General features: G+C 53.7%; 12 protein-coding genes and 1 tRNA gene. 9 read left to right on the top strand and 4 right to left on the bottom strand.

Annotated features, from left to right (window positions below; all coding sequences use genetic code 11):
• The 5 genes from FF011L_RS21240 (at position 1) to FF011L_RS21260 (ending at position 5,671) form a co-directional block, all read left to right on the top strand.
• Positions 1–1,254, top strand: a complete 1,254-nt coding sequence (locus tag FF011L_RS21240) for a putative DNA modification/repair radical SAM protein (protein WP_145353993.1) — start codon at positions 1–3, stop codon at positions 1,252–1,254.
• Between the two features lie 85 nt (positions 1,255–1,339).
• Complete coding sequence (locus FF011L_RS21245) at positions 1,340–2,767, top strand: UdgX family uracil-DNA binding protein (protein WP_145353994.1); 1,428 nt, start codon at positions 1,340–1,342, stop codon at positions 2,765–2,767.
• 321 nt (positions 2,768–3,088) lie between these two features.
• On the top strand, positions 3,089–4,501 hold the full coding sequence (locus FF011L_RS21250) for a rhodanese-like domain-containing protein (RefSeq protein WP_145353995.1): 1,413 nt from the start codon (positions 3,089–3,091) through the stop codon (positions 4,499–4,501).
• Positions 4,498–5,058, top strand: coding sequence for a YeeE/YedE thiosulfate transporter family protein (locus tag FF011L_RS21255; protein ID WP_145353996.1), 561 nt, complete (start codon positions 4,498–4,500; stop codon positions 5,056–5,058). The genes FF011L_RS21250 and FF011L_RS21255 overlap by 4 nt, the downstream gene beginning before the upstream one ends.
• A gap of 4 nt (positions 5,059–5,062) precedes the next feature.
• Positions 5,063–5,671 (top strand): DUF6691 family protein, encoded by a 609-nt coding sequence (locus FF011L_RS21260; protein WP_145353997.1) that lies wholly within the window; start codon positions 5,063–5,065, stop codon positions 5,669–5,671.
• A gap of 781 nt (positions 5,672–6,452) precedes the next feature.
• Here FF011L_RS21260 and FF011L_RS21265 read toward each other — a convergent pair.
• Positions 6,453–14,327: a PAS domain S-box protein gene (locus FF011L_RS21265; protein ID WP_246109553.1), complete on the bottom strand. Its 7,875-nt coding sequence runs from the start codon at positions 14,325–14,327 to the stop codon at positions 6,453–6,455.
• Between the two features lie 440 nt (positions 14,328–14,767).
• Here FF011L_RS21265 and FF011L_RS21270 point away from each other — a divergent pair, with 440 nt between their 5' ends.
• From FF011L_RS21270 to FF011L_RS26540, 4 genes are all read left to right on the top strand, one after another.
• Positions 14,768–16,759, top strand: coding sequence for an AI-2E family transporter (locus FF011L_RS21270; protein ID WP_145353999.1), 1,992 nt, complete (start codon positions 14,768–14,770; stop codon positions 16,757–16,759).
• Positions 16,760–16,805: 46 nt separating this feature from the next.
• Positions 16,806–17,201, top strand: a complete 396-nt coding sequence (locus FF011L_RS21275) for a response regulator (RefSeq protein WP_145354000.1) — start codon at positions 16,806–16,808, stop codon at positions 17,199–17,201.
• 154 nt (positions 17,202–17,355) lie between these two features.
• A complete protein-coding gene (locus FF011L_RS21280; protein ID WP_246109554.1) occupies positions 17,356–19,185 on the top strand; it encodes an alpha-amylase family glycosyl hydrolase in 1,830 nt (609 codons plus the stop codon).
• Positions 19,186–19,593: 408 nt separating this feature from the next.
• Positions 19,594–19,764: a hypothetical protein gene (locus tag FF011L_RS26540; RefSeq protein ID WP_218932786.1), complete on the top strand. Its 171-nt coding sequence runs from the start codon at positions 19,594–19,596 to the stop codon at positions 19,762–19,764.
• 26 nt (positions 19,765–19,790) lie between these two features.
• Here the strand turns inward: FF011L_RS26540 and FF011L_RS21285 are convergent.
• The 3 genes from FF011L_RS21285 to FF011L_RS21295 form a co-directional block, all read right to left on the bottom strand.
• Positions 19,791–19,873, bottom strand: a tRNA-Ser gene (locus FF011L_RS21285).
• A complete protein-coding gene (locus tag FF011L_RS21290; protein ID WP_145354001.1) occupies positions 19,853–20,338 on the bottom strand; it encodes a hypothetical protein in 486 nt (161 codons plus the stop codon). Before FF011L_RS21290 ends, FF011L_RS21285 begins: the two co-directional genes overlap by 21 nt.
• A 578-nt stretch (positions 20,339–20,916) precedes the next feature.
• Positions 20,917–21,921: an AAA family ATPase gene (locus FF011L_RS21295; RefSeq protein WP_145355729.1), complete on the bottom strand. Its 1,005-nt coding sequence runs from the start codon at positions 21,919–21,921 to the stop codon at positions 20,917–20,919.
• Positions 21,922–22,074: the final 153 nt, after the last annotated feature.

Raw genomic sequence — 22,074 nt, forward strand, 5'->3', positions numbered from 1 at the left:
ATGGAAATTCGAGACAAACTAGCCGTGTTAGCCGATGCGGCAAAATATGACGCTTCCTGCGCAAGTAGCGGGTCAAAAACAACGCGTGCAGGAAGCGAGATCGGCAGCACCGAGGGAATGGGCATCTGCCACAGCTACACACCCGATGGTCGCTGCGTTTCTCTTTTAAAAATTTTGTTAACCAATTACTGCATCTACGACTGCCAGTACTGCGTCAATCGTATTTCCAGCGATACGCCCAGGGCCCGCTTCACCGTCAATGAAGTCGTCTCGTTGACGATGGAATTTTATAAACGCAACTACGTCGAAGGGTTGTTCCTCAGTTCCGGGATCATCCAAACCTCCGACTACACGATGGAGCAACTGACATCGGTTGCCAAAAAACTACGGACCGAACAGCACTACGGAGGGTACATCCATCTGAAAACGATTCCAAACGCCTCCCAAGCGTTGATCGAAGAAGCCGGGTTGTGGGCGGATCGTTTAAGCGTGAACATCGAACTACCGACGGAAAAAGATCTTTACACGTTGGCCCCAGAGAAAAAGAAGCCTCAGATCGTCGAAGCGATGCAAGGGATTCACGATAAAATCGACGAAACAAAACAGGAGCAAAAAGCGGGCTTCAAACCGCCTCGCTTCACCCCTGCCGGCCAAAGCACCCAGATGATCGTTGGTGCGACCGACACACCAGACGTGGAGGTGCTGAAGACGGCTTCCCAACTGTATACCGGGCAAAAACTGCGACGCGTTTACTATTCCGCTTACAGCCCGATACCACATGCAGATGCCCGACTTCCCGGTCAATCCCCGCCGCTTATCCGTGAACACCGCTTGTACCAAGCGGATTGGTTGATTCGGTTTTACGGGTTTGACGTCAGTGAAATTGTTGCCGAATCGGACCAGAACCTTTCTCTGGATATCGACCCTAAACTTGCCTGGGCGCTCGCGAACCGACACTTCTTTCCTGTCGATGTCAACGCTGCCAGCCGCGAAGAGTTAATGCGAATCCCTGGCATCGGCACTCGAAACGTGAAGCGGATTTTGCACATTCGCCGCTACCAATCGCTCCGAATTGAGAACCTCAAAAAGCTGCGAGTCGCTTGGAATCGAGCTAAATACTTTGTCCTAACGGCGGACCATAATCCGGAACTCCTAAACCTGGACCGATTGGACTTACGAAAGAAGGCGAAGCCCGCGACGGAGCAGTTGATGTTATTTGACGCTGCCGGTTCGGCGTTATCTGGAGAGGTCTAGTGGTTGCCACTTTCAATCATCCAGAAAAACTTTGGTCGCCAATTAAACAAGATGCCCCCGGCCTTTTCGAAGAGGAGGACCGTGGATGCATTTCGTAAACGTGGAAACTTTTGAAGATTGGCGCGAGGCGTCGCGTCACTTAATCGCATCGAAAACAAAACCTAGCGACATCCGCTGGACGACGGGCGATGATCAGCCATCCTTATTCGAATCCGATCAACCGAATCCAACCGGTTCCGCCTCAGCCACCTTTTCCGTCCCCAAAGAGTTTTTGCAGCTTGCACGGAATGTGGCTTGCCATCGCGATGATCAGCGATGGGCATTGCTGTACCGGACTTTGTGGCGAATCGTATTCGACGAACGCCACCTACTGGAAATCACAACGGACCAGGATGTTTATAAGTTAACGCAGATGCAAAAAGGGGTGACCCGCGACGTTCACAAAATGAAGGCGTTCGTCCGCTTCCGAAAAATCACATCCGACATCTCCAACACGACGTCGGATGTGACGGAACGGTTTATCGCTTGGCATCGACCTGATCACCGGATCCTGCGACTGGCAGCTCCCTTCTTTGCTCGCCGGTTTAAAGGCATGCATTGGTCGATATTGACGCCCGATGAATCGGTTACCTGGGATCAAAAGATGTTGAATTACGGTCCCGGAGTCCCCGTATCGGAAACGCCCGACCAAGACGCACTGGAAGAGCTTTGGAAAACATACTATGCATCCATTTTTAATCCGGCACGCGTCAAGGTCGCGATGATGAAACGGGAGATGCCGGTACGCCACTGGCCGACACTACCAGAAGCTTCTCTAATTGACGACCTGTTACAGAAGGCTCCAGGGCGAGTCACCGAAATGATCGCTGACACCGAAGGATTTGCAGAAACAGCGACAAACTTTATGCCGGAGCATAAAGACTTGGTATCGCTTCGCCGCGCCGCGGAGTCCTGTCGGGCATGCTCGCTTCATCAGTCGGCAACTCAAACCGTCTTTGGCGAAGGGCCTCGGGATGCGCGGATTGTTCTTGTTGGAGAGCAACCGGGGGACCGGGAAGATTTGCAGGGACATCCTTTTGTCGGCCCCGCAGGCGAATTGCTCGATGAAGCATTTCAGCTTGTCGGGATTCAGCGCAGCGAAGTCTATATCACCAACGTCGTGAAACATTTCAAATTCACCGAAACAACAACGTCACGGGGAAAACGGCGATTGCATCAAAAACCGGACTCTCGGGAGATCTTTGCTTGCCGGCCCTGGCTAGAAGCCGAACTATCCGCGATCCGGCCGAACGTTGTTGTCTGCTTAGGGGCGACCGCTGCCCAGGCGTTGTGTGGACGGGATTTTCGCATCACCAAAGATCGAGGCAAGATCCTACCGACCGAGTGGTGCACCCAAACGATTGCCTCTTGGCATCCCGCTGCGATCCTCCGCATGCCCGATCGCCTACGTCGAAAACAGATGCATGAGCAATGGCTTTCGGACTTAACCCTGGCAATGGACACTGCCGGCTAGATGGCTGGCGAAATCTTCAGACGGATCCAATTTGCAAAATCAACAGGTTTCGTGACCAAGCTTCTCGGCTGGTTTCACGGTTGAAATGGCACCGCGACACGTTGCTGGCTATTTGGCATGCGATTCGCATCCCACTGGAAAACAGATCACAACCGGATCCGCAGCCAGCAAGCGAAGGGATCGTATTGAAACAGACATCGTAAAAATTCTTCCGCAGAAGGGCAGGGCAACACGGAGCGTACGACTCCACGAGCCCCCGATGGCGGAAAGAAGTGCTGTCTGTTACCCGCTGAAAAACCAAAAAACTAAGGACCGACGACCATGTTCATTCTCGAATCGATCTTGACGGACGGGATCGCTCAGCTCTCCTATCTTGTCGGCGATACCGATTCTGGAAACGCCGCGGTGATCGATCCAAGAACGGATGTGGAAGTTTATGAATCGTTGGCTCGGAAGCACGGGGTTGCGATCACCCATGTTTTCGAAACGCATATCCATGCTGACTTCGTCTCTGGTAGCCGCTCGCTGGCTGAACGCGTGGGGACGGCGAAGATTTACTTGAGCGACGTGCAAAGCAACTATCAATTTGAAGCCGAACCGGTTAGCGACAACCAGGTGTTCGATTTTGGAGCATTCCGTCTGATCGCACGCCATACGCCGGGGCACACTCCTGAACATCTCTCCTTCGAATTGTGCGAATCCGATAACGCTAACACGCCATGGGCAGTCTTCACGGGTGATTCGCTGTTCGTAGGATCTGCCGGGCGTCCCGATTTGTTAGGGGCAGAGGAAACAGAAGGTCTTGCCAAACAGTTGTACGAAACGCTGTACGAATACTTTTTAAAGCTGGAAGATTTCGTAACGATCTATCCGGGACACGGAGCAGGATCGGCGTGTGGAGCCAACATTGGTGACCGTCTTATCAGCACCATCGGATACGAGCGGCGTCACAATACCTTTCTGAAATTTCCGAACTTCGATGCATTTCGAACCTTCGTTGTCGACGACGCCCCTCCGGCCCCTTGGCACTATCCAAGGTTGAAAAAATTGAATGCGGCCGGACCGGAGGTGATGGACCGTCTGCCAACGATTCCTGCACTACCACCATATGCGTTCCGACGATCGGCTAGAGAGCCTGGTGTCACGGTAATCGATACGCGATCAATGCTCGCTTTTGGAGGCGGACATATTCCGGGCGCGATCAATATTGGGAACCGGCCCGAGATGTCTGCATGGGTGGGACAGATGCTTGACCTGGATGAACGGATGCTGTTGATCGTTGACCAGGCTTCCGACATTGAATCGATCGAGCGGCTGATTGTGAGAACCGGGCACAGCAACTTTGCCGGATATTTATGCGGTGGCATGAAAGCCTGGGAAATGGCAGGGCTGCCGCTTGAAACACTGCCCCAAATATCGGTGGAAGAAATGCAAGTGAGGCGACTTGCCGATCCTACATTAAACATCCTCGACGTTCGTTCTCCCGACGAATGGAATGGTGGCCATATACCTGGAGCCGAGCATTATTTCATCGCCGAGATGCGAGATCGCATCACCGGACTAGATAAAGACGCGCGTTACGCAGCGTACTGTGCAAGTGGCTATCGAGCCAGCATCGCTTCCAGTTTGATGCGTTCACGTGGATTTAAGAATGTTGCCAACGTTCCAGGCAGCTGGAGTGCTTGGATGGCCCAAGATTGTGAAGTTGAAAAACCAGAGGAGTTAGACGCATGAGTCCCATACCTTCAACGGCGATCTTATTCGCCGAAGTCAATCCACTGCAGTACGACGGGGCAGCTTGGTCACCGTATCTTGTCGGTGCACTGATCGGGGTGCTCTCGATGCTGACGTTTTACTTTTCAAACAAACCTCTTGGGGCTTCGACTGCGTACGCACGGATCGCCGGATTGGTCGGCAAACAGGCTGCCCCCACCCATACGGCAAAATTGAAATATTTCCAGGACAACCCGCCAAAGGTTGGATGGGAGTTAATGTTGGTCGCCGGCGTGGTGATCGGGGCGTTCCTTGCCGCTTGGACCGGGGGAGAGTGGACGGGACAATTCCTCCCTGAAATGTGGCAAGCCCGATTCGGTCAGGACAGCTACGCCCTGCGACTAGGGGTCACCTTCCTCGGTGGAATAGCCATGGCATTCGGCGCGCGGATGGCAGGGGGCTGCACTAGCGGCCATGGGATCAGCGGGACGCTGCAGCTAGCCGTTGGGTCGTGGCTTTCGGCAATCTGTTTCTTTATCGGTGGTATCGTCGCCGCCTGGCTCATGTTTGGGATTTAAGGAAATGTCAACGACAATCGAAGAACCGATTCAGAAGAACGAAAAATCGACCACATCCGAATCAGACGCACCGACCGCCCCTGTAAAGCAGTTGATTCTTGGACTGCTCTTTGGCGTCCTCTTCGGATTCTTGCTGCAGAAAGGTGGGGTCGCGAAATTTCATGTTCTGATCGGCCAGCTATTACTGGAGGACTTTACCGTCGTCAAAGTCATGCTCTCGGCTGTGATTGTTGGCATGTTAGGAATTCAAGTATTGCATCGGATGGGGCTGGTGGAACTGCACATTAAACCAACACGATTTGCATCCAACATTCTTGGGGGGCTCCTTTTTGGAGTCGGTTTTGCCCTGTCAGCGTATTGTCCTGGCACGGGCGCCGCTGCATTAGGGCAGGGCAACTATGACGCCTTGGCAATGATCGCGGGCATGATAGTGGGGTCGTATCTTTTTGCGGAAGCATCCAATTGGATCGCCACGCATATCGACCCGATAGGTGATCGCGGGAAACTGACGGTAGATCAATTTCTACCTGCGAGCCGCACTGTGATCGTGGTGGTTGCCTCGATCCTTCTCGTCCTGATTCTATTAGCGATTGAGCAAATGGATAAAACCTAATGACTTGCGGGACATGCCATCGCAAAGAGCAGCAACCACCTTCTGGCGACAGCAGCTACGACAACGACGTAGCTACGCCTCTCGGGATGTGCGATATATAAGTTGACGGTTTGACAGCAGCTGGCACCTGCCCAGACATCCAAGCGCCACGTCCCCTCGTCGGTTTACCCGACAGGAACGCAAGATTTGAAATTAGAGGTGGTTGTCCCCACGGTTTTCGCTTCCCGTTCGGATTGCCGCTGAAAGCGGCAATCCGAACGGGAAGCGTTTTTCTAGAGCCATGCGAACTAATTTCAAATCTTGGCTTCATGCCAGGCAAGCTGGCATGGGGCCTTTTCTCCCTGCCACACTCACTACTTATTTATCGCACAACCCCCGAGGCGTGCGATAAATAAGTTGACGATTTCCGCTCGCGCTGCTCTTGTTTGTTTCCGCCGGGCTCGTCCCGGTCGGTACAACAACTGGCAGCTACCTGAATGCCTGCCCCCACTCGATCCTTCTCCGCCAGCCCCGAATCGCCTAGGCGATTCGGGGCTGGCGGAGAACCGCATTTTGATCGTTCAAGAGAGTAGCTGCCAGTTGTGAGCCCGCCGGGGCAAGCCCGGAAACGGAACTCTATCAACCAGAATTCCAAATTTTGGCTTCCTGCCAGGCAAGCTGGCATGGGGCCTTTTCTCCCCGCCACACTCGCAACTTATTTATCGCACGCCTATCCGAGGCGGCGAACTATGTGCACGAGTCTCGGAGAGACTCGACTGCGTGCGACGACTGCCACCATCCGCTATGACACAGGTCCTGTCAGTTCGGCGACCTTTGCTAACAGCTTGGCTTTATCGATTGGCTTGCTTAGATAATCATTGCAGCCCGCTTCCAGGCAACGGTTCATGTCGCCTTGCATGGCGTCGGCCGTGAGGGCGACGATCGGACCTGTGTAACCGAGCGAGCGGAGCCTTTGGGCGGTCGAAAAACCATCCAGTATTGGCATCTGAATATCTAACAGAATCAAATCGGGACAATTCCCATTTTCAAAACAGGCGGCAATATGTTCGACGGCAAGCAATCCATCTTCGCATTCCACCGCGGTCGCTCCGGCGTCGGTCAAAATCCGCTTGCTTAGGAAGCGGATATCCCGTCGATCGTCCACGATCAGCACATGACAGGAAAGCTGGACGAGGGATTCGCCATGGGGAGAATTAAGTGATTCCGACTTTGCTCCCGGGACGGCGTATTCGATCAAATTCGCATCCATCGATTCACCGATCGCGATATGGACGGTGAAGGTGCTACCGACACCGGCAGTGCTACTAGCGGTGATGCTTCCGCCCAGCGTTTCGGCCAGTCTTTGGCTGATCGCAAGTCCCAGTCCGGTCCCTCCAAAGTTCCGCGTGACACTTGCATCCCCCTGTGAAAAGGGTTTGAACAGACGAGCCATCTGTTCATCGGAAATACCGATGCCCGTATCGATCACGTCAAACTGCAATTGTTGATCGGTGCCATCAAATCGAACGCGAATCTTAACTCGACCTTTCCTCGTAAATTTGATCGCATTACCAATAAGGTTGATCAGAATTTGCTTAAGCCGCTTTGGATCCGACCGAATCACTTTGGGTAGCTTGCCCGCATATTCGACCGCCAACGTCAACCCATCTTCCTTCGCGCGGACCTCCATAATGCTGCGTACGTCTTCGACCAGACGATGCGGTTCGAAACGTTCACAATCGACCTCAAGCTTGCCAGCTTCAATTTTGGAGAGGTCTAAAATATCGTTAATGATTTCAAGCAAATAGTCGCCGTTCCTGCGAATCGTTTTCAGATGTTGCTTGCCTTCATCATGTTCCACCAATTCCCTCAACAATTCGGCGTAGCCCAAGATGGCCGTCATCGGAGTCCGAATTTCGTGAGACATATTCGCTAAGAACGCACTCTTCGACTCATTAGCGGCATCGGCGAACGCGCGTGCTTCTTTCAGTTCGGCTTCCGATTCATGACGGTCATGAGCATCGATCACGGACCCGACGTAACCGAGGAACTTTCCAGACGCATCCATCCGAGGTCGGCCAGCATCGATAACCCATCGATAGTTGCCGTCGACGGTCTGCATTCGGAAATCGATTTCGAAGGTCTCTCTCGCTTCGGCCGCCTTCAGAAACAGCTTTCGGGCTTCCTCGCGGTCTTCGGGATGAATAACATCGGTCCATCCAAAACCAAGCCCTTCTTCTTCCACCTGGCCCGTAAAGTCATACCATCGCTGGGAAAGGAAATTGCACCGATGGTTCTCATCCGTAACCCAGATCATCGCCGGAGCGGTGTTGGCCATGCTGCGAAAACGCTCTTCACTTTGAGCTAGCGCGAACTGCATTTCTCGCGTTTTCGTGATGTCCATGATAATTCCCGAGCACGTCTTCGTCCCGTCATTGAGGACCACAACGGATCCTCGGCCCTGAAAGTACCGTGTCGAACCGTCGGGCAATTCGACCATATAGTCTTCGTTAAACGCTTCTCCCTCTTCCAACAATTTCGTGACCGAATTTTCGACCCGATCTCGATCTTCGTCAGCGATGCGGGACATAAAATCGTCATACGTGCTGGGCTGCGCCCCGCTCAAGCCAAACATCTGCGCGAGGCTCTCATCGGCGGAAAACATCCCCGATTCCAAATCAAAACTCCAAGACCCAACGCGGCTGACCGTCATGCTTAATTCAAGCAATCGTTTCGCCTGAGCCAGTTCGGCTGCGGCCGCGTAGCGTTCGGTAATATCGACACCTGACGGAATCAGATACTCCACTTTGCCTTCGTGATCAAAAACCGGTGCGATCATGAAATCAATCATCACGCCTTCGCTGCCATGCGAGAACAATGAGACATCGAAACGGACCACCTCGCCGGCCATCACAGTCTGCATCGAATCTCGAATTTTCGCCGCAACCGCCGAATCGTAACTCCACCACGGTGCTTCAGCGAAGTGTTTTCCAATAACCTCCTCACGCCGTGTATGTGCAATCTTCAATGACCGGTCGTCAACTTCCAACAGAATCCCATCACGGTCGATGACGCCGACCAGGCCCAATTGGTTGTTGATCACACGGCGCAGATGCGCTTCGCGATTCGCCAGTTCTTCCTCAGACCTTGCACGTTCAATCCGGATACCAACCCGGTCGGCAACTTCCTGCAGCAACCTCCGTTCTTCGCTTTCCCATACGTGCGGTTGAGAATACAACGCGGAAACGACAAATTTGGTACCGCGGTCGGTGACGTAAGCGGAATTACAAAATGCGCCGATATTGAACTTGCGAAAATTCTCCGCCAGGCGGACATCACCTTCTCTACCTTGCGTGTCTCGCAAGCAGACCTGCTGTCCATTGACCAATGATGCCCGTTCCGATTCCACATGGAAATCATGCACCGAGTGTTTGCCCACCATACTTGGGCGATCGTCCATGTGGTAGTCGCACATAATATCTGCGGATTCGCCATGCTCATCAAATTCGACCAACAAACAGCTTGCCAATCCTAAGTAGTTTGCTGTCAAACGTGTGGAGACTTCCATCAACGCGTCGACCGATGTGAGCGGCACCAATTGGGTCTGCAAATCGGAAAGAAACGCCAGGTTCAGTTCTTCCCTTTTTCGCTCGGAGATATCCTGCACCAGCCCGGTCACCTGTAGCGGATTACCACCTGCATCCCGGTGGATGACTCCACGCTCCTCCACCCAGATCGTACGCCCATCACTGGGTCGGATAAGCCGGAATTCAACAAAATGTTCATCGACACCCCCGCCCAATCCTTCTTCAATCTGCGTCCAAACGTACTCACGATCTTCCGGATGAACCAATTCCCGAAAACTAGAAACGGTGCCATCGAATTGATCTTGGCGACATCCGAACATGGAATAGACCATCTCGGACCAGTCGGCACGTCCTGTCTTGACATCCCATTTGAACGTTCCCATTTTGCCGGCGTCTAACGCCAACATGAGGAACTGCTCCCGTTCGATCACCGCCGCTTCTGCCGCTTTGCGTTCACTGATATCGACAGCCGAGGGAATCAAATGGGTGATCTTCCCATCGCTATTACGAACAGGATTGAGCATAAAATCAATCATGACCCGAGAGTCACCGGCCATGCGTGCAAGCACGTCGTAGCGAACCGATTCTCCACTCGCCGCACGCCGCACAAACTCTTTCAGACCGGAGATCGATTCTTCGTCAAAATTCCACCAATGACAGTCCCAGAATTTTTTGCCGATGACTTCGTCTCGCTCGATGGCTGCCCCTTTGATCGCCGCTGCGTTGGCTTCCAGCAGCGTTCCGTCGACGTCCAGGACCCCGATCATAAAGAGGGTATTGTCGATCACACTGCGCAAGTGGGATTCTCTGCCGGAAAGTTCCTGCTCCCACTGCATCCGTTCGGTGATATCGCTTGCGACGGCCGTGATACTGACCGGTTGATTGGATTCATCGCGGTGGATGACCCCACGTCCCGAAGTCCACACCGTACGGTGATCGTCGCCTCGAATGATTCTAAAAACCATTTCATACGACAGACAGTTCCCACTGAAGACGGACTCTAGTAGGTCGACGACGTATTGACGATCGTCGGGATGGATCACCGCCAAAAACCCAGCTTTCGTATTGTGAAACTGATTCTTCTCGTACCCAAAGATCTCGTACAACTGATCGGACCAAGTGACGTGGTCCGCACTGACATCCCAGTGCCACGTTCCCAGGTGCCCAGCATCCAGAGCCAGATTCAATCGCTGCTCACGATCGACCAATCGTTGCTCGGATTCTTTCCGGGCAATGCACTGGGCGATCGCGTCGGCCATCGGCATCAGTTGTTCGAACACGACGGGGGCAAGCCGGTTTCGAGCGAACAGGGCAACCACCCCAACGATGCGATGCTCGACCACCAGAGGGTAACCGGCGAACGCCACCAGCCCTTCATTTTCGATCCACAGCACATCCCCGAAACTCGGATCATTTGACACATCGTTGGATAGGAACGGTTGCCGCGTCAAAGCAATTTGTCCGATCTTCAATTTCCCCAGAGGAACTTGTCGCAGGGAACCATCCAGATGCGAATCGATTCCCCCGCCAGCTTCCAAATACAGCATCTCCTCCGTTTCGTTCAGCAACCAAACGCGAGCAAACGCGGCGTTCAATCCATCAACAATGCGTTGGCAGCAGGTTTGAAGTATTTCGTTTAGCGGCGCCTCGCCCGCCAGCGATACCGCCAACGAAGCGTGCAACGCTGCCAACTCGGCGCGTTGCAACAACGTCGCTTCCGCTTGCTTTCGCTCGGTGATATCGCGGATATAGCCCGTAAAGAAGGGCGTATCGTCCCGACCGCGTGAGACGCTAATCGCTAACTCGGCGGAAAACTGACTCCCGTCGGCGCGTTGAGCGGTCAATTCGGTCCGCTGGCCGATCATTTCAGATTCGCCGGTTCTGAGAAATCGCGTCAATCCCTTTCGATGGAGATCGCGATATTCTTTCGGGATGATCGTATCGGCGAGCAATTTACCGACGACGTCGGTAGCGGAAAAACCGAACGTCCGCTCGGCGGACGGGTTAAAATCAACAATTCGGCCTGCCTGATCCATCGTCACAATACAGTCGATTGCGGATTCCAGGATCGCGCTTTTGCGAGCTTCCTCATCGCGAAATCTTGCGTCCAAGCGACGTTGGCGAATGAACTGGCCGATCTCATTGCCGACCGATCCCAGCAATTGAATCAACTCAGGCTCGTGCGTAAGACGTCGCGAGGTGAAAATTTCAATCACCCCTTTAAACTTGTTACCGACGACGATCGGCGTCCCCACACCGCTGCATAAATCGCTTTCCGCAGCCGATTCTGCGCGAAGGAATACACCATTGTCTTGGACATCCCCAAACCAGACAGGTTCGCGGTTTTTCCAGACGCGGCCAGGTAGTCCTTCCCCCATTGCCAGTCGTATTTCGCGACTTTGATCGATAAAGGGCTGCCGCAAACTATCAATAGCATCCGCTTCGACACAGTTCAGGAACTGTGCATCATCGTCGGCCCGCCACAGCACGCAGACTTCCGCCGACAGCGATACGCGTAGAGCTTGCAGCACAAGCGGGATCACGGTTTCAAAGGAATCAGCATCCGCCAGCAAGCGTGTTACAGCGTGCGCAGTCGCCAATCGCATCCGCAAATTTTTCTGTTCAGTCACTTCGTAAAATGTGACCACTAAACCATCGTCAAGTTTCTTGTCATTTAGGTAGGGGCGAATACGCCGCATGTACCAACGACCGTCTTGGGTTTCGACTTCATCCTCGACCACAGCAACAGCGTCTCCGAGGAGCGACGATACGTCCGGAAACGGCGGCATCTCCACTGCGGTGTGCGTAATATGATGCAGGGGGCGGCTGATGTCGGTCGGGATCAAATTGTAGATCGCGGTGACCCCCGAAGTAAAACTTCGGATGTTCATTTCATTGTCAAGAAACAACGTAGCGATCTTTGTGCTGTCCAGCAGGTTCTTTTGGTCGGATTCGGATTGAGCGATTCGCCCCAGCACAACTTGGATCTCTTCCTTCGAAGTTTCTAATTCTTCGTTAGCCGATTGAAGTTCTTCATTCATCGACAACAGTTCTTCGTTGGACGACTTCAATTCTTCGTTGGCGGCCTCCATGTCTTGCAGCGTTCGCTCCAGATCGCTGCGAGTCGTTTCAAGTTCACGTTCCATATGAGAGATGATCGAATCCGCATCCTGATTGCCTGTGATACTGGATTCAGGAATCCCATCGTCATCGCGGCGTACCGGTTCGCCTGAATCGTGAAAAACGACCATCAACAATTCGTCGTGCTCGCCCAATTGCGGCATCGGCTGAACCGTTAACATCACCCGTTGAACCAAATCACCATCACGGATCGAGAGATTATCGTGTGTGACTTTTTCACGTTTTTTGACCGCTTCGTTGATCGCCGCTCGCAACCCAATCCGCAGACCGGATAGTGCCATTTTGACGATATTGTTTTGGAAATCACCTCCCGAGATCGAAAGGTATTTCTCCACACCTTCCGAAGCGTTCAAGATCTGACCAGCCTGATCGATGATCACCGCTTTCGGGGCGAATTCGTCCAAGAGAATGCGTTGCCGGATGCCATTCAGATCGGTTGTCGTGTCGGGCTGGGTACCGCCTCCTTGAATGACTTTGACCGCCCCTTGTCGCATCGCCAAAAGACTGGTCGAACTGACCGCGGTCTCCTTTCGCTGAGAGAGGCGAAACTTAGCATCAAGGGGCCGGAAAAGTTCACCATGCGACGAAATCGTTTCACTCGGTCCCAAGAACAGGAAACCAGAAGGGCGTAGGGCGTAATGAAACAGCGGGATCAGTTTTTCCTGTAGATGATTCCCCAAATAGATCAACAGGTTGCGACACGAAATCAGATCCTGCCGCGAGAAGGGAGGGTCACTGATCAGATTATGCTTTGAAAACAACACGGCATCCCGAATCGACTTCGCAACCTGGTATCGCTTGCCTCGTTTGACAAAGAACTTTTTCAGGCGTTCGGGACTAACGTGATCCTCAATGCCCGTCGGATAAAAACCCGATCGTGCAATCTGCAAAGCACGCTCATCGATATCGGTGGCAAAGATCTGTATTTCGGGAACCTCGCTTAGACTTTCGGCGTATTCGTGGCAGAGCATCGCCAGCGAGTACGCTTCTTCACCCGTACTACATCCAGCCACCCAGATCCGCACCATTTCGCCTGGCGATTTCCCTTCAAAGATCTTCGGCAATACAGATACCGCAAGCGCATGGAACGCCTCTGGATCCCGAAAGAATGCGGTGACGCCGATCAGTAGTTCCCGGAACAGAGCGTTGGCTTCTTCTTTGTTGCCTTGCAGTCGAGTCAAATACTCCGCAGCGGTTGCGATGCGAGAAATCTGCATTCGCCGCTGGATGCGCCGCGAGAGGGTCGTGATCTTATAGTGCTGGAAATTGTGGCCGGTAACCGAAAGCAAATGCTCGGCAATGCGCGGGATCGCTTCACCGATTTGTTTTTGCACACGCTGGACGTCGGATTCGTCGCCATGTTCATCGACGTGGGAGGCATAGCGAAGCAGTTCCAGGGCGATATCGCGCGGTCGGCAGACATGATCGGCAACTCCGGTCGTCGCCGCGCTGCGTGGCATGCTATCGAACTTCGCCGAATCAGCATCCTGCGCGAACGTCAAACCACCCGCGTCACTGATCGCCTTCAACCCGACCGCACCATCACTGCCCGATCCCGACAGGACAATTCCGACGGAACGCTCCCCTTGATCTTCGGCAAGGGACAGCAGGAGGTGATCGACCGCGGTCAATGGAGATTCATCGACATCCGGGACCACCGGGCGAGCGGCTCGGTTTTTGAATTCCAAGAACTGTCTAGCCGGTGCAACGTAGACATACCCCGGCTTCAGTTTTTCCCGTCCTGTGATTTCGACAACGGTCATCTCGGTCGCTTCAGCCAACCGTTCCATCAGCGATGCCTGAACAGCAGGATCTAGATGCTGCACGAAAACGATGGCCAAATTGTCTGGTTTGCCAAGCTGAGCAAGCAATTCCGTAAAGGCTTCAAATCCACCAGCCGAAGCGCCCACACCAACAGTGATAAGCCTTCCCGCAGTTTGAGAAGACAAGTTCGTTTGGCCCTGCGTCATGGGTCGCCCAAAAAAGATGTTTCAACAACAATAAAAAGAGATTGCAGCACTTGATCGATGTCGCCCGCGTTCCCGAGGACAGGAAAGGTCCGTCCTGAGCAAAGGGAGTTCCATTATGCGAGAATTTCTGACAACGCCTACGACGCATGAGCAAGAATCCGGGCGAAGACCGCTATGATTCGCGGATCAAACAGGTCCTCGCCCTTGGGAGTCCTCTTTGACCCCCGTCATTCTAGCGAGTGATCCGAGGTGCGAATATGCGATTTCCCAGATTCCCAGGTTGTTTGCTCCCTTAGGAAAAACCGTTTGGTACAGTGTTTGCTTGGTGTTTATTTCGGGAGCGTTTGCTTGATGTTAAGTGAGAGTACATCCGCATGGCCGTCCTGGACAGTAACCTTAATCCCTCTGCGATCCACTGAATGGTCAAACCCAAATCCGATCTTGCAACCATCGCTGCGGTTGCTCAATTGCTTGCGGTTGTCCTGACCGTCGCGGCCCTGTTCTTTGCACGTGACGTTTTTATTCCACTTGCACTCGGATTGTTGCTTTCGTTTCTGCTCAGCCCGGTCGTCAATCGCTTGCAAAGAATGGGAATTCCCAATGTTGCCGCGGTTGTTTCGACCGCCTTAGTAGCCTTTCTTCTACTAGCTGCCGGATTCACGCTGCTTGGTCGTGAATTGACCACTTTGGTCGGCGACCTTCCGCAGCACAAAGACGAATTAGTCGCCAAGGCAAGGAGTGTCGCTGGATTGACCAGCGGCGTCGGTGGATCCCTGGACAAACTTGCCGACGAGGTAAGCGAGGCAATGGAGAAGGGTGCCGAAACCGAAAGGAAAGTAAAACCTTCGGAGAACGATTCGATCTTCCAGGAGTGGACCAAAAAGCTTCTCCCGGTGGACGGAAGCGAAGATGCGGAAATTGCCAACGATGGCACTTCGGCGAAGACGCCCCTGTTCATCAAAGAGGTTCAAAGCGATTTACCACTGGCATCCTGGGCGACGACCGCGGGTACCGTACTGGGCCCGCTGGCAACGGCTGGCTTGGTCAGTGTCTTTGCGTTGTTTATGTTGATTCACCGTGAAGATTTACGCGACCGCATTATCGCGGTCGTCAGCCACGGCAATTACGTAACGACGACCGAAGCAATTGACGAAGCCGCTGCCCGGATCAGCCGCTACTTAATCGCGCAAACGATCGTCAATACTTCCTACGGTTTTGTCCTATCGATCGGCTTGGCTGTCATCGGGGTGACGATGACCGAGGAGGGATTTTTTCCTAATGCGATCCTTTGGGGTGCCCTGGCAACCTGCTTACGCTTTGTTCCCTACCTTGGACCAACCGCCGCAGCGATCTTTCCGCTCGCAATCGCACTTTCGGTCTTCCCAGGCTATGGCGTTTTTGCCGCAGTGCTGGCTCTGATCGTGGTAATGGAATTGCTAAGCAACAATATCCTGGAACCGTGGCTATATGGAGCCAGCACAGGGATCTCCGCAGTAGCCGTCATCATCGCAGCCGTATTCTGGGGCTGGCTTTGGGGCCCTGTGGGGCTCCTGTTGTCGACTCCACTGACCGTTTGCTTAGTGGTGCTTGGGCGTTATGTCCCACGTTTCAAAATCCTCTCGACACTGTTTGGAGAAGAAGTCGAAATTAAAGCGTCGATGCGGTTCTACCAGCGAATGCTTGCCGGGGATGAACACCGAGCGGCCGAATTACTGCAGCATCAGGTCAACCATTCGGACTTCAATTCAGCCTGTGATGACGTAATCGTTCCGACGCTAAAACGTATTCGCATGGACCATGACTCGGAACACTTGAGTGGTACCGATGCAAGTCGCTTATTCGCGATGGCAGGAGGCCTAATTGCCCGGCTGGACAAACCAACCGACGCACCAGCGACCGATCCTGACGTGCCCGATGCAAACATTACCGATGCAAACGTTCCTGCTACAGACGTTGCCGCGGAACTGCCGGTGGTCATCGGATGCACGTCCCATCACTTCAGTGAATCGCTGATCCTAAATCTGCTTCGTATTAGCGGGGCAGGGGAGCATGCACTGATCAGCATCGACGACGAAACCCTCCCTCAAGAAGTCGTCCGGCGAATCGTAGATAGCGAGCCAGCCGTTGTTGTTATCGTCGTTTTGCCACAGGGTGGGTTTGCTCAGGCCCGCTACCTTTGCAAATCGATTCGCAGCGGGAAATATAACGGACCGATTGTGATTTCATGCCTGGGGAAATTCAAGAACTTCGACAGGCTATTTGTCCGGTTTCGCAAGGCGGGCGCGACCAGTATGACGACCTCCTATTCACAGACGCACGCCAAAGTTCAATCCATTGTAAAGCGAAGGCGTGTCCCACCGAACACAGAGATTCCGACCGATCCCGAAGCATCGCTTGAAGTAACTTCCTGAATCAAACAAACAATCAAACAATCAAACTCCATCCAACGGTGCGACGATGACCACAATACTTCTTGTCGACGATCACGACGACATCCGCGAAATGATGACGATTAAATTACAACGGCAGGGGTACACGGTTGTCACTGCAAAAAACGGGCTGGAAGCCGTTTTGGCGACCGCTCAAGCGGCTCCCTCGTTGATTCTGATGGACATCAACATGCCCGAACTGGATGGTCTGGAAGCGACCATGCAAATCCGCGCGGCAGACGCCGAAAACAGAATCCCCGTCATTGCTCTAACCGCGTACGCGCTGCCGGACGACGAAGCACGAGCGATCGCAGCGGGCTGCGACGGTTTCCAAGCGAAACCCGTCCAGTTTGATGAATTGTTCGACCAAATCAGCCGACTGTTGGGCGAAGGCATCCCCCAATCCGATGCAGTGGAACCCTGAGCAACATCCTTAGGAATAAGAAGAGTTCTTATTTCCTTAAGCGATTCGCCCAAGATTCCAAACGCCCATAAACCAATTTCCTTTTTACTTCTTACTGCCCTGTTGGAATGACTTCATCGTTCAGACAGCAGCCCCAACCGAGAAGGTAGCTCCGATGAGTACGGACGTCAGATTAGGACAAACGCATACCGCTGAATCGAACTTACATATTGAGGGCATGGGAGCGATCATCCTTGAGGAGGGAGTCGCCTTTCGAGTCTGGGCTCCCAATGCTTCCAGCGTCTGCGTCATCGGTGATTTTAATGAGTGGGCTTCTGACGCGAATCCGATGGATCGCGAAGAAAGCGGGTGCTGGCTGGCGGTTGTTGGAAATGCCAAGCCGGGTGACGAATACAAATACGAAATCACCAATGGTGACAAAACGTTTCAACGGATCGATCCACGAGTCCGTGAAGTGACCAACTCCGTCGGCAATGGTATCGTCCACGACCCGCAATTCGCGTGGCAAGGCGACGATTTCACGATGCCAGCTTGGAACGAATTGGTTATCTATGAAACACATATCGGGACGTTTTTTCGCGATGGCGACAACGAGGTCGGAACGTTTGCCGAATTCGCCAAGAAGTTTAACCACTTGAAAGCCCTTGGCGTCAATGCCCTGCAAATCATGCCGATCGCTGAATTTGCAGGAGACCTTTCATGGGGCTACAACCCCGCACATCCCTACGCGATCGAATCCGCTTACGGCGGGCCCCGTGGATTTAAAACCTTCGTCCGCGAAGCCCACAAAGCTGGATTTGCGATCATCTTGGACGTCGTCTACAACCACTTCGGCCCCAGCGATCTAGACCTCTGGCAATTCGATGGCTGGAGCGAAAACGGCAAAGGCGGAATCTATTTTTACAATGATCACCGCAGCAAAACCCCGTGGGGCGACACCCGTCCCGATTACGGCCGAGGTGAGGTGCGATCCTACATCCGTGACAATGCATTGATGTGGTTGAAGGACTATCACGTCGACGGCCTACGTTACGACATGACGCTGTACATTCGCAGCATTGATGCCAGCGGTCAGCATGAGATCCCCGAAGGCTGGGGACTAACGCAGTGGATCAACCGAGAAATCCATGCTTTCAAACCGTCGGCCATCACGATCGCCGAAGATCTTCAAGACAATGAATACCTAACAAAGTCCGACATCGAAGGGGGAGCCGGTTTCGCTACGCAGTGGGACGCTGGGTTTGTTCACCCGATTCGCGAAGCGATTACCCAGCCCGACGACGCCAGTCGTGACATGAACAAAGTCCGAGACGCATTAAATAACTATTACAATTGTGATGCTTTTCAACGCGTCGTTTACACCGAATCCCACGACGAAGTCGCCAACGGAAAATCACGTGTTCCCAGCGAAGTGGATGAGGCCGATCCGGACAACTGGTACGCGAGAAAACGTGCCACGCTGGGGATCGCTTTAACGTTGACGTCCCCCGGCATTCCGATGCTGTTTCAGGGTCAAGAGTTTCTCGAAGATGGCTGGTTTCAGGACGCAGACGAACTGGACTGGGACAAGGCAAGCGAAGAAGGCGGCACAATCAAACTGACTCGTGATCTGATCCGCTTGCGATTAAACGAAAAGGGGAACACGAGAGGTTTGACAGGTCAGCACATCGACGTCTTTCATTTCAACAACCATGACAAGGTGATTGGTTATCGCCGCAGTTACGGCGGCGGTGCTGGTGACGACACCATCGTGATCGTGAACTTCGCCAATCAGCATTTCAGCGATTACGAATTCGGGTTACCCGCTGACGGAACATGGAAACGTCGCTTCAGCAGCGACCGCGCCGCCTACAGCGAAGACTTCGGCGGCAACGCCACCGGTGACCTGCAGGCGATCTCCGCCCCCTACGACGGACAGGCCTTCCGAGCCCGCATCGACCTGCCGCCGTACACGGCCCTGATCTACTCGCAGGACCCAACCTAAAGGGCAAACGTCACACCGACCGTAGTAGGCGACTGGGACAAAGTATGGAAGGACAAACCATGCTCTCGGTTTCCAACGGTCGCCCCAAGGTTATCCGCCCCGACCAGTTCAACCGGTCGGGTAATGGCGCTGTTCGATAACTTCCGGGCAACAGTGGAACCGGACGTTAAGGCTGACAGCGTTTCGCGAGCAAACACCTTACCGCCGAGCAAAAGTTCTGACCGGGAGGTTCACTTGATTAGTTTTTGCACAAGTCGCTGCGACAAACGTTTCGCGAGCTCGTTCGCAATGCGAAGGTTTCCGATGAAAAAGGATCGCCTGCGTTTGCGTTCTGGACTGCAAACCACGACAAGAGATTGAAGGCTGGCGTCAGTAAGTCGACCGTTGCTCGGCCATGCAGACCGCGAAATGGTGCGACACGACAACCACCGCAACGACGAAGAGTCACGTCGCAAGATGGATCAGCTGCGACTGAACGGCGGCGACAACACCCCATCGAACACCGACAAGGATCACGATAAAGGTGACAACCTTGCAGCACAGCAGTGTGCCAATAAAAAAACACCGCCTAAAACTTGATGTTTCAGGCGGTGTTTTGAAGCAAGCGGAGGACACGGGACTCGAACCCGCAACCCCTTGCGGGGCAACTGATTTCGAATCAGCCTCCTCACCAATTCGGATATCCTCCGGAGCTATTTCCCATGTTCCCTAGGAGGGACGTTGCCGTCAAGAGTGCTTGGCGGGGGGGAATTTGAAGGACTCCCCGCGATGCCTCCTCTGGAACCTGAGCCAAGATTCTGGTCAGTTCCGGATCCTGATTCAAGGCCTCCGGCAAATTTTCTAGGGATTCCGTCTCATTTACCTCGGGCGAGGTACTCTGAACGCTTGTAATTTGCCCTTCGGAGAAGCTTAGCTGCAGCCCCGAATTCATCGAAATCCCACGTTCTGACAGCCATTCCTGGACTCGAGAAATTGCCTGATCGAGTATTTTTTTTTCGGAATCGGCCGCCGATATGGCTTCCGTACCCTCGGTCGATTGACCAATCCCCGCTAGCTGCTGGGCAAACCCCTCGACGCCCTCGCTGGCCATTTGCATCGCAGCTCGCCCCGAGCGGAGGGCTGTCGATAAAACCAATGAGCTAGCAATGTCCATTTAAGGCCAATCGTCGAAGTCGGGAAGATCTCCGGCCCCATTTCGCCAATTTTTCGATGGAACCAAGGCACGCAAGTAAGGTATCGGTCACGGGGAGTCTAACGATTAGTCAAACTAGCCCCCGTTTCAAATCGTCGCGATTTATAGCCGCAGGGCAAGCATTCCTTGCGGCAGGGGGCGAGCCCAATGCGATCTACTTTCGTAGCGGAACGACGCGATCCGTCCGGCAGCGGCGCCCAGGATTGGCCGGAGGGCTCGCGTCTGACACCATCTACCTTCTTAGCGGAACGGCGCGAGCCGTCCGGCAGCGGCGCCCAGGATTGGCCGGAGGGCTTGCGTCTGACACCATCTACCTTCTTAGCGGAACGGCGCGAGCCGTCCGGCAGCGGCGCCCAAGATTGGCCGGAGGGCTCGCGTCTGACACCATCTACCTTCTTAGCGGAACGGCGCGAGCCGTCCGGCAGCGGCGCCCAGGATTGGCCAGAGGGCTCGCGCCCTGCCGCTAATAAAGGATGGCTGAGTCCGGTGGCCGGTCGGCTTGCTCGCTGCCGCTATGCGATTGAAACTTGCTTGTTCGTCTACTCGGCCTTTTCTGGAACCTTTTCTAGGATCTCCAGCAACACTTGGTCGGCGTCGATCCCTTCTGCCTGCGCTTCGAAGTTCAATAAGACTCGGTGCCTCATCGCCGGCAGGAAGACTCGGCGGACATCTTCGAAACTGACGTTGTAACGACCTTCCAACAGCGCCCGCACCTTGGACGCGAGGGCCATCGTCTGAGCACCGCGGGGACTGCTACCCCAGCGAACGTACTGATTGGTTGCCGGGGCGGCATAAGGGCCGTCCGGATGAGTCGCCAACGTCAGCCGCACCAAATAATCCTGAACGTGAGGCGCTAAGATCACCTCGCGAACCAGTTTCTGCCAATTCAAGATTTCCGAACCGTCCATCACCTTTTCCAGTTCGATCTTCTCGCCACGTGTGGTCCGGTCGACAATGACGGCCAAATCTTCGCGGCTGCTATAACCGACCACTAGCTTAAAGAGAAAGCGATCCAACTGAGCTTCAGGCAGAGGATACGTCCCCTCTTGTTCGATCGGATTTTGTGTCGCGAGAACGAAAAACGGTTGGTCCAAAACATATCGTTTACCGGCAGCGGTCACCGTCCCCTCCTGCATCGTTTCCAACATTGCCGATTGAGTTTTCGGCGTTGCTCGGTTGATTTCGTCCGCCAGTAGAATCTGAGTGAAGACAGGGCCCCGCTGGAATTCAAAGCGACGCCGACCATTGTCATCTTCGACGATCATGTTGGTGCCCAGGATATCCGCGGGCATCAAGTCTGGAGTGAACTGCACGCGACTGAACTGCAGATCAAGCACCTCCGACAATGTTCGCACCAGCATCGTCTTGCCAAGACCAGGAACCCCTTCCAACAAACAGTGTCCGCCGCACAGCATCGCGGTCAGGACTCCATGCACAATATCATCATGCCCCACAATCACTTTGCCGATCGCCTCGCGAACGGCAGCGTAACGATTTCGGAATTCCTCAGCACGTTCCTGCATGGATTCAGCGACGTTCGACATGGGCATAGATCAGAGCGAGTAGAAGATGAAGGGTAGGGCAGAGGAGTTTAACACGTTGGACACGTTGCGGCGACGCGAAGAGATCTTCGCTGACCTACAATCGGTGCAGGTTCATTCTGTCAGACACTGGGACATTGTAAGGTTCGATTGTAA

The organism is Roseimaritima multifibrata (assembly GCF_007741495.1).
In the GTDB taxonomy this organism is placed as follows: Bacteria; Planctomycetota; Planctomycetia; order Pirellulales; family Pirellulaceae; genus Roseimaritima; species Roseimaritima multifibrata.

What these genes read in the sequence shown, in the direction of transcription:
- FF011L_RS21255 (WP_145353996.1), top strand. Translation starts at nt 4,498, where the DNA reads ATGAGTCCCATACCTTCAACGGCGATCTTATTCGCCGAAGTCAATCCA.
- FF011L_RS21295 (WP_145355729.1), bottom strand. Translation starts at nt 21,921, where the DNA reads ATGTCGAACGTCGCTGAATCCATGCAGGAACGTGCTGAGGAATTCCGA.
- FF011L_RS21290 (WP_145354001.1), bottom strand. Translation starts at nt 20,338, where the DNA reads ATGGACATTGCTAGCTCATTGGTTTTATCGACAGCCCTCCGCTCGGGG.
- FF011L_RS21270 (WP_145353999.1), top strand. Translation starts at nt 14,768, where the DNA reads ATGGTCAAACCCAAATCCGATCTTGCAACCATCGCTGCGGTTGCTCAA.
- FF011L_RS21275 (WP_145354000.1), top strand. Translation starts at nt 16,806, where the DNA reads ATGACCACAATACTTCTTGTCGACGATCACGACGACATCCGCGAAATG.
- FF011L_RS21260 (WP_145353997.1), top strand. Translation starts at nt 5,063, where the DNA reads ATGTCAACGACAATCGAAGAACCGATTCAGAAGAACGAAAAATCGACC.
- FF011L_RS21280 (WP_246109554.1), top strand. Translation starts at nt 17,356, where the DNA reads ATGAGTACGGACGTCAGATTAGGACAAACGCATACCGCTGAATCGAAC.
- FF011L_RS21240 (WP_145353993.1), top strand. Translation starts at nt 1, where the DNA reads ATGGAAATTCGAGACAAACTAGCCGTGTTAGCCGATGCGGCAAAATAT.
- FF011L_RS26540 (WP_218932786.1), top strand. Translation starts at nt 19,594, where the DNA reads ATGGTGCGACACGACAACCACCGCAACGACGAAGAGTCACGTCGCAAG.
- FF011L_RS21245 (WP_145353994.1), top strand. Translation starts at nt 1,340, where the DNA reads ATGCATTTCGTAAACGTGGAAACTTTTGAAGATTGGCGCGAGGCGTCG.
- FF011L_RS21250 (WP_145353995.1), top strand. Translation starts at nt 3,089, where the DNA reads ATGTTCATTCTCGAATCGATCTTGACGGACGGGATCGCTCAGCTCTCC.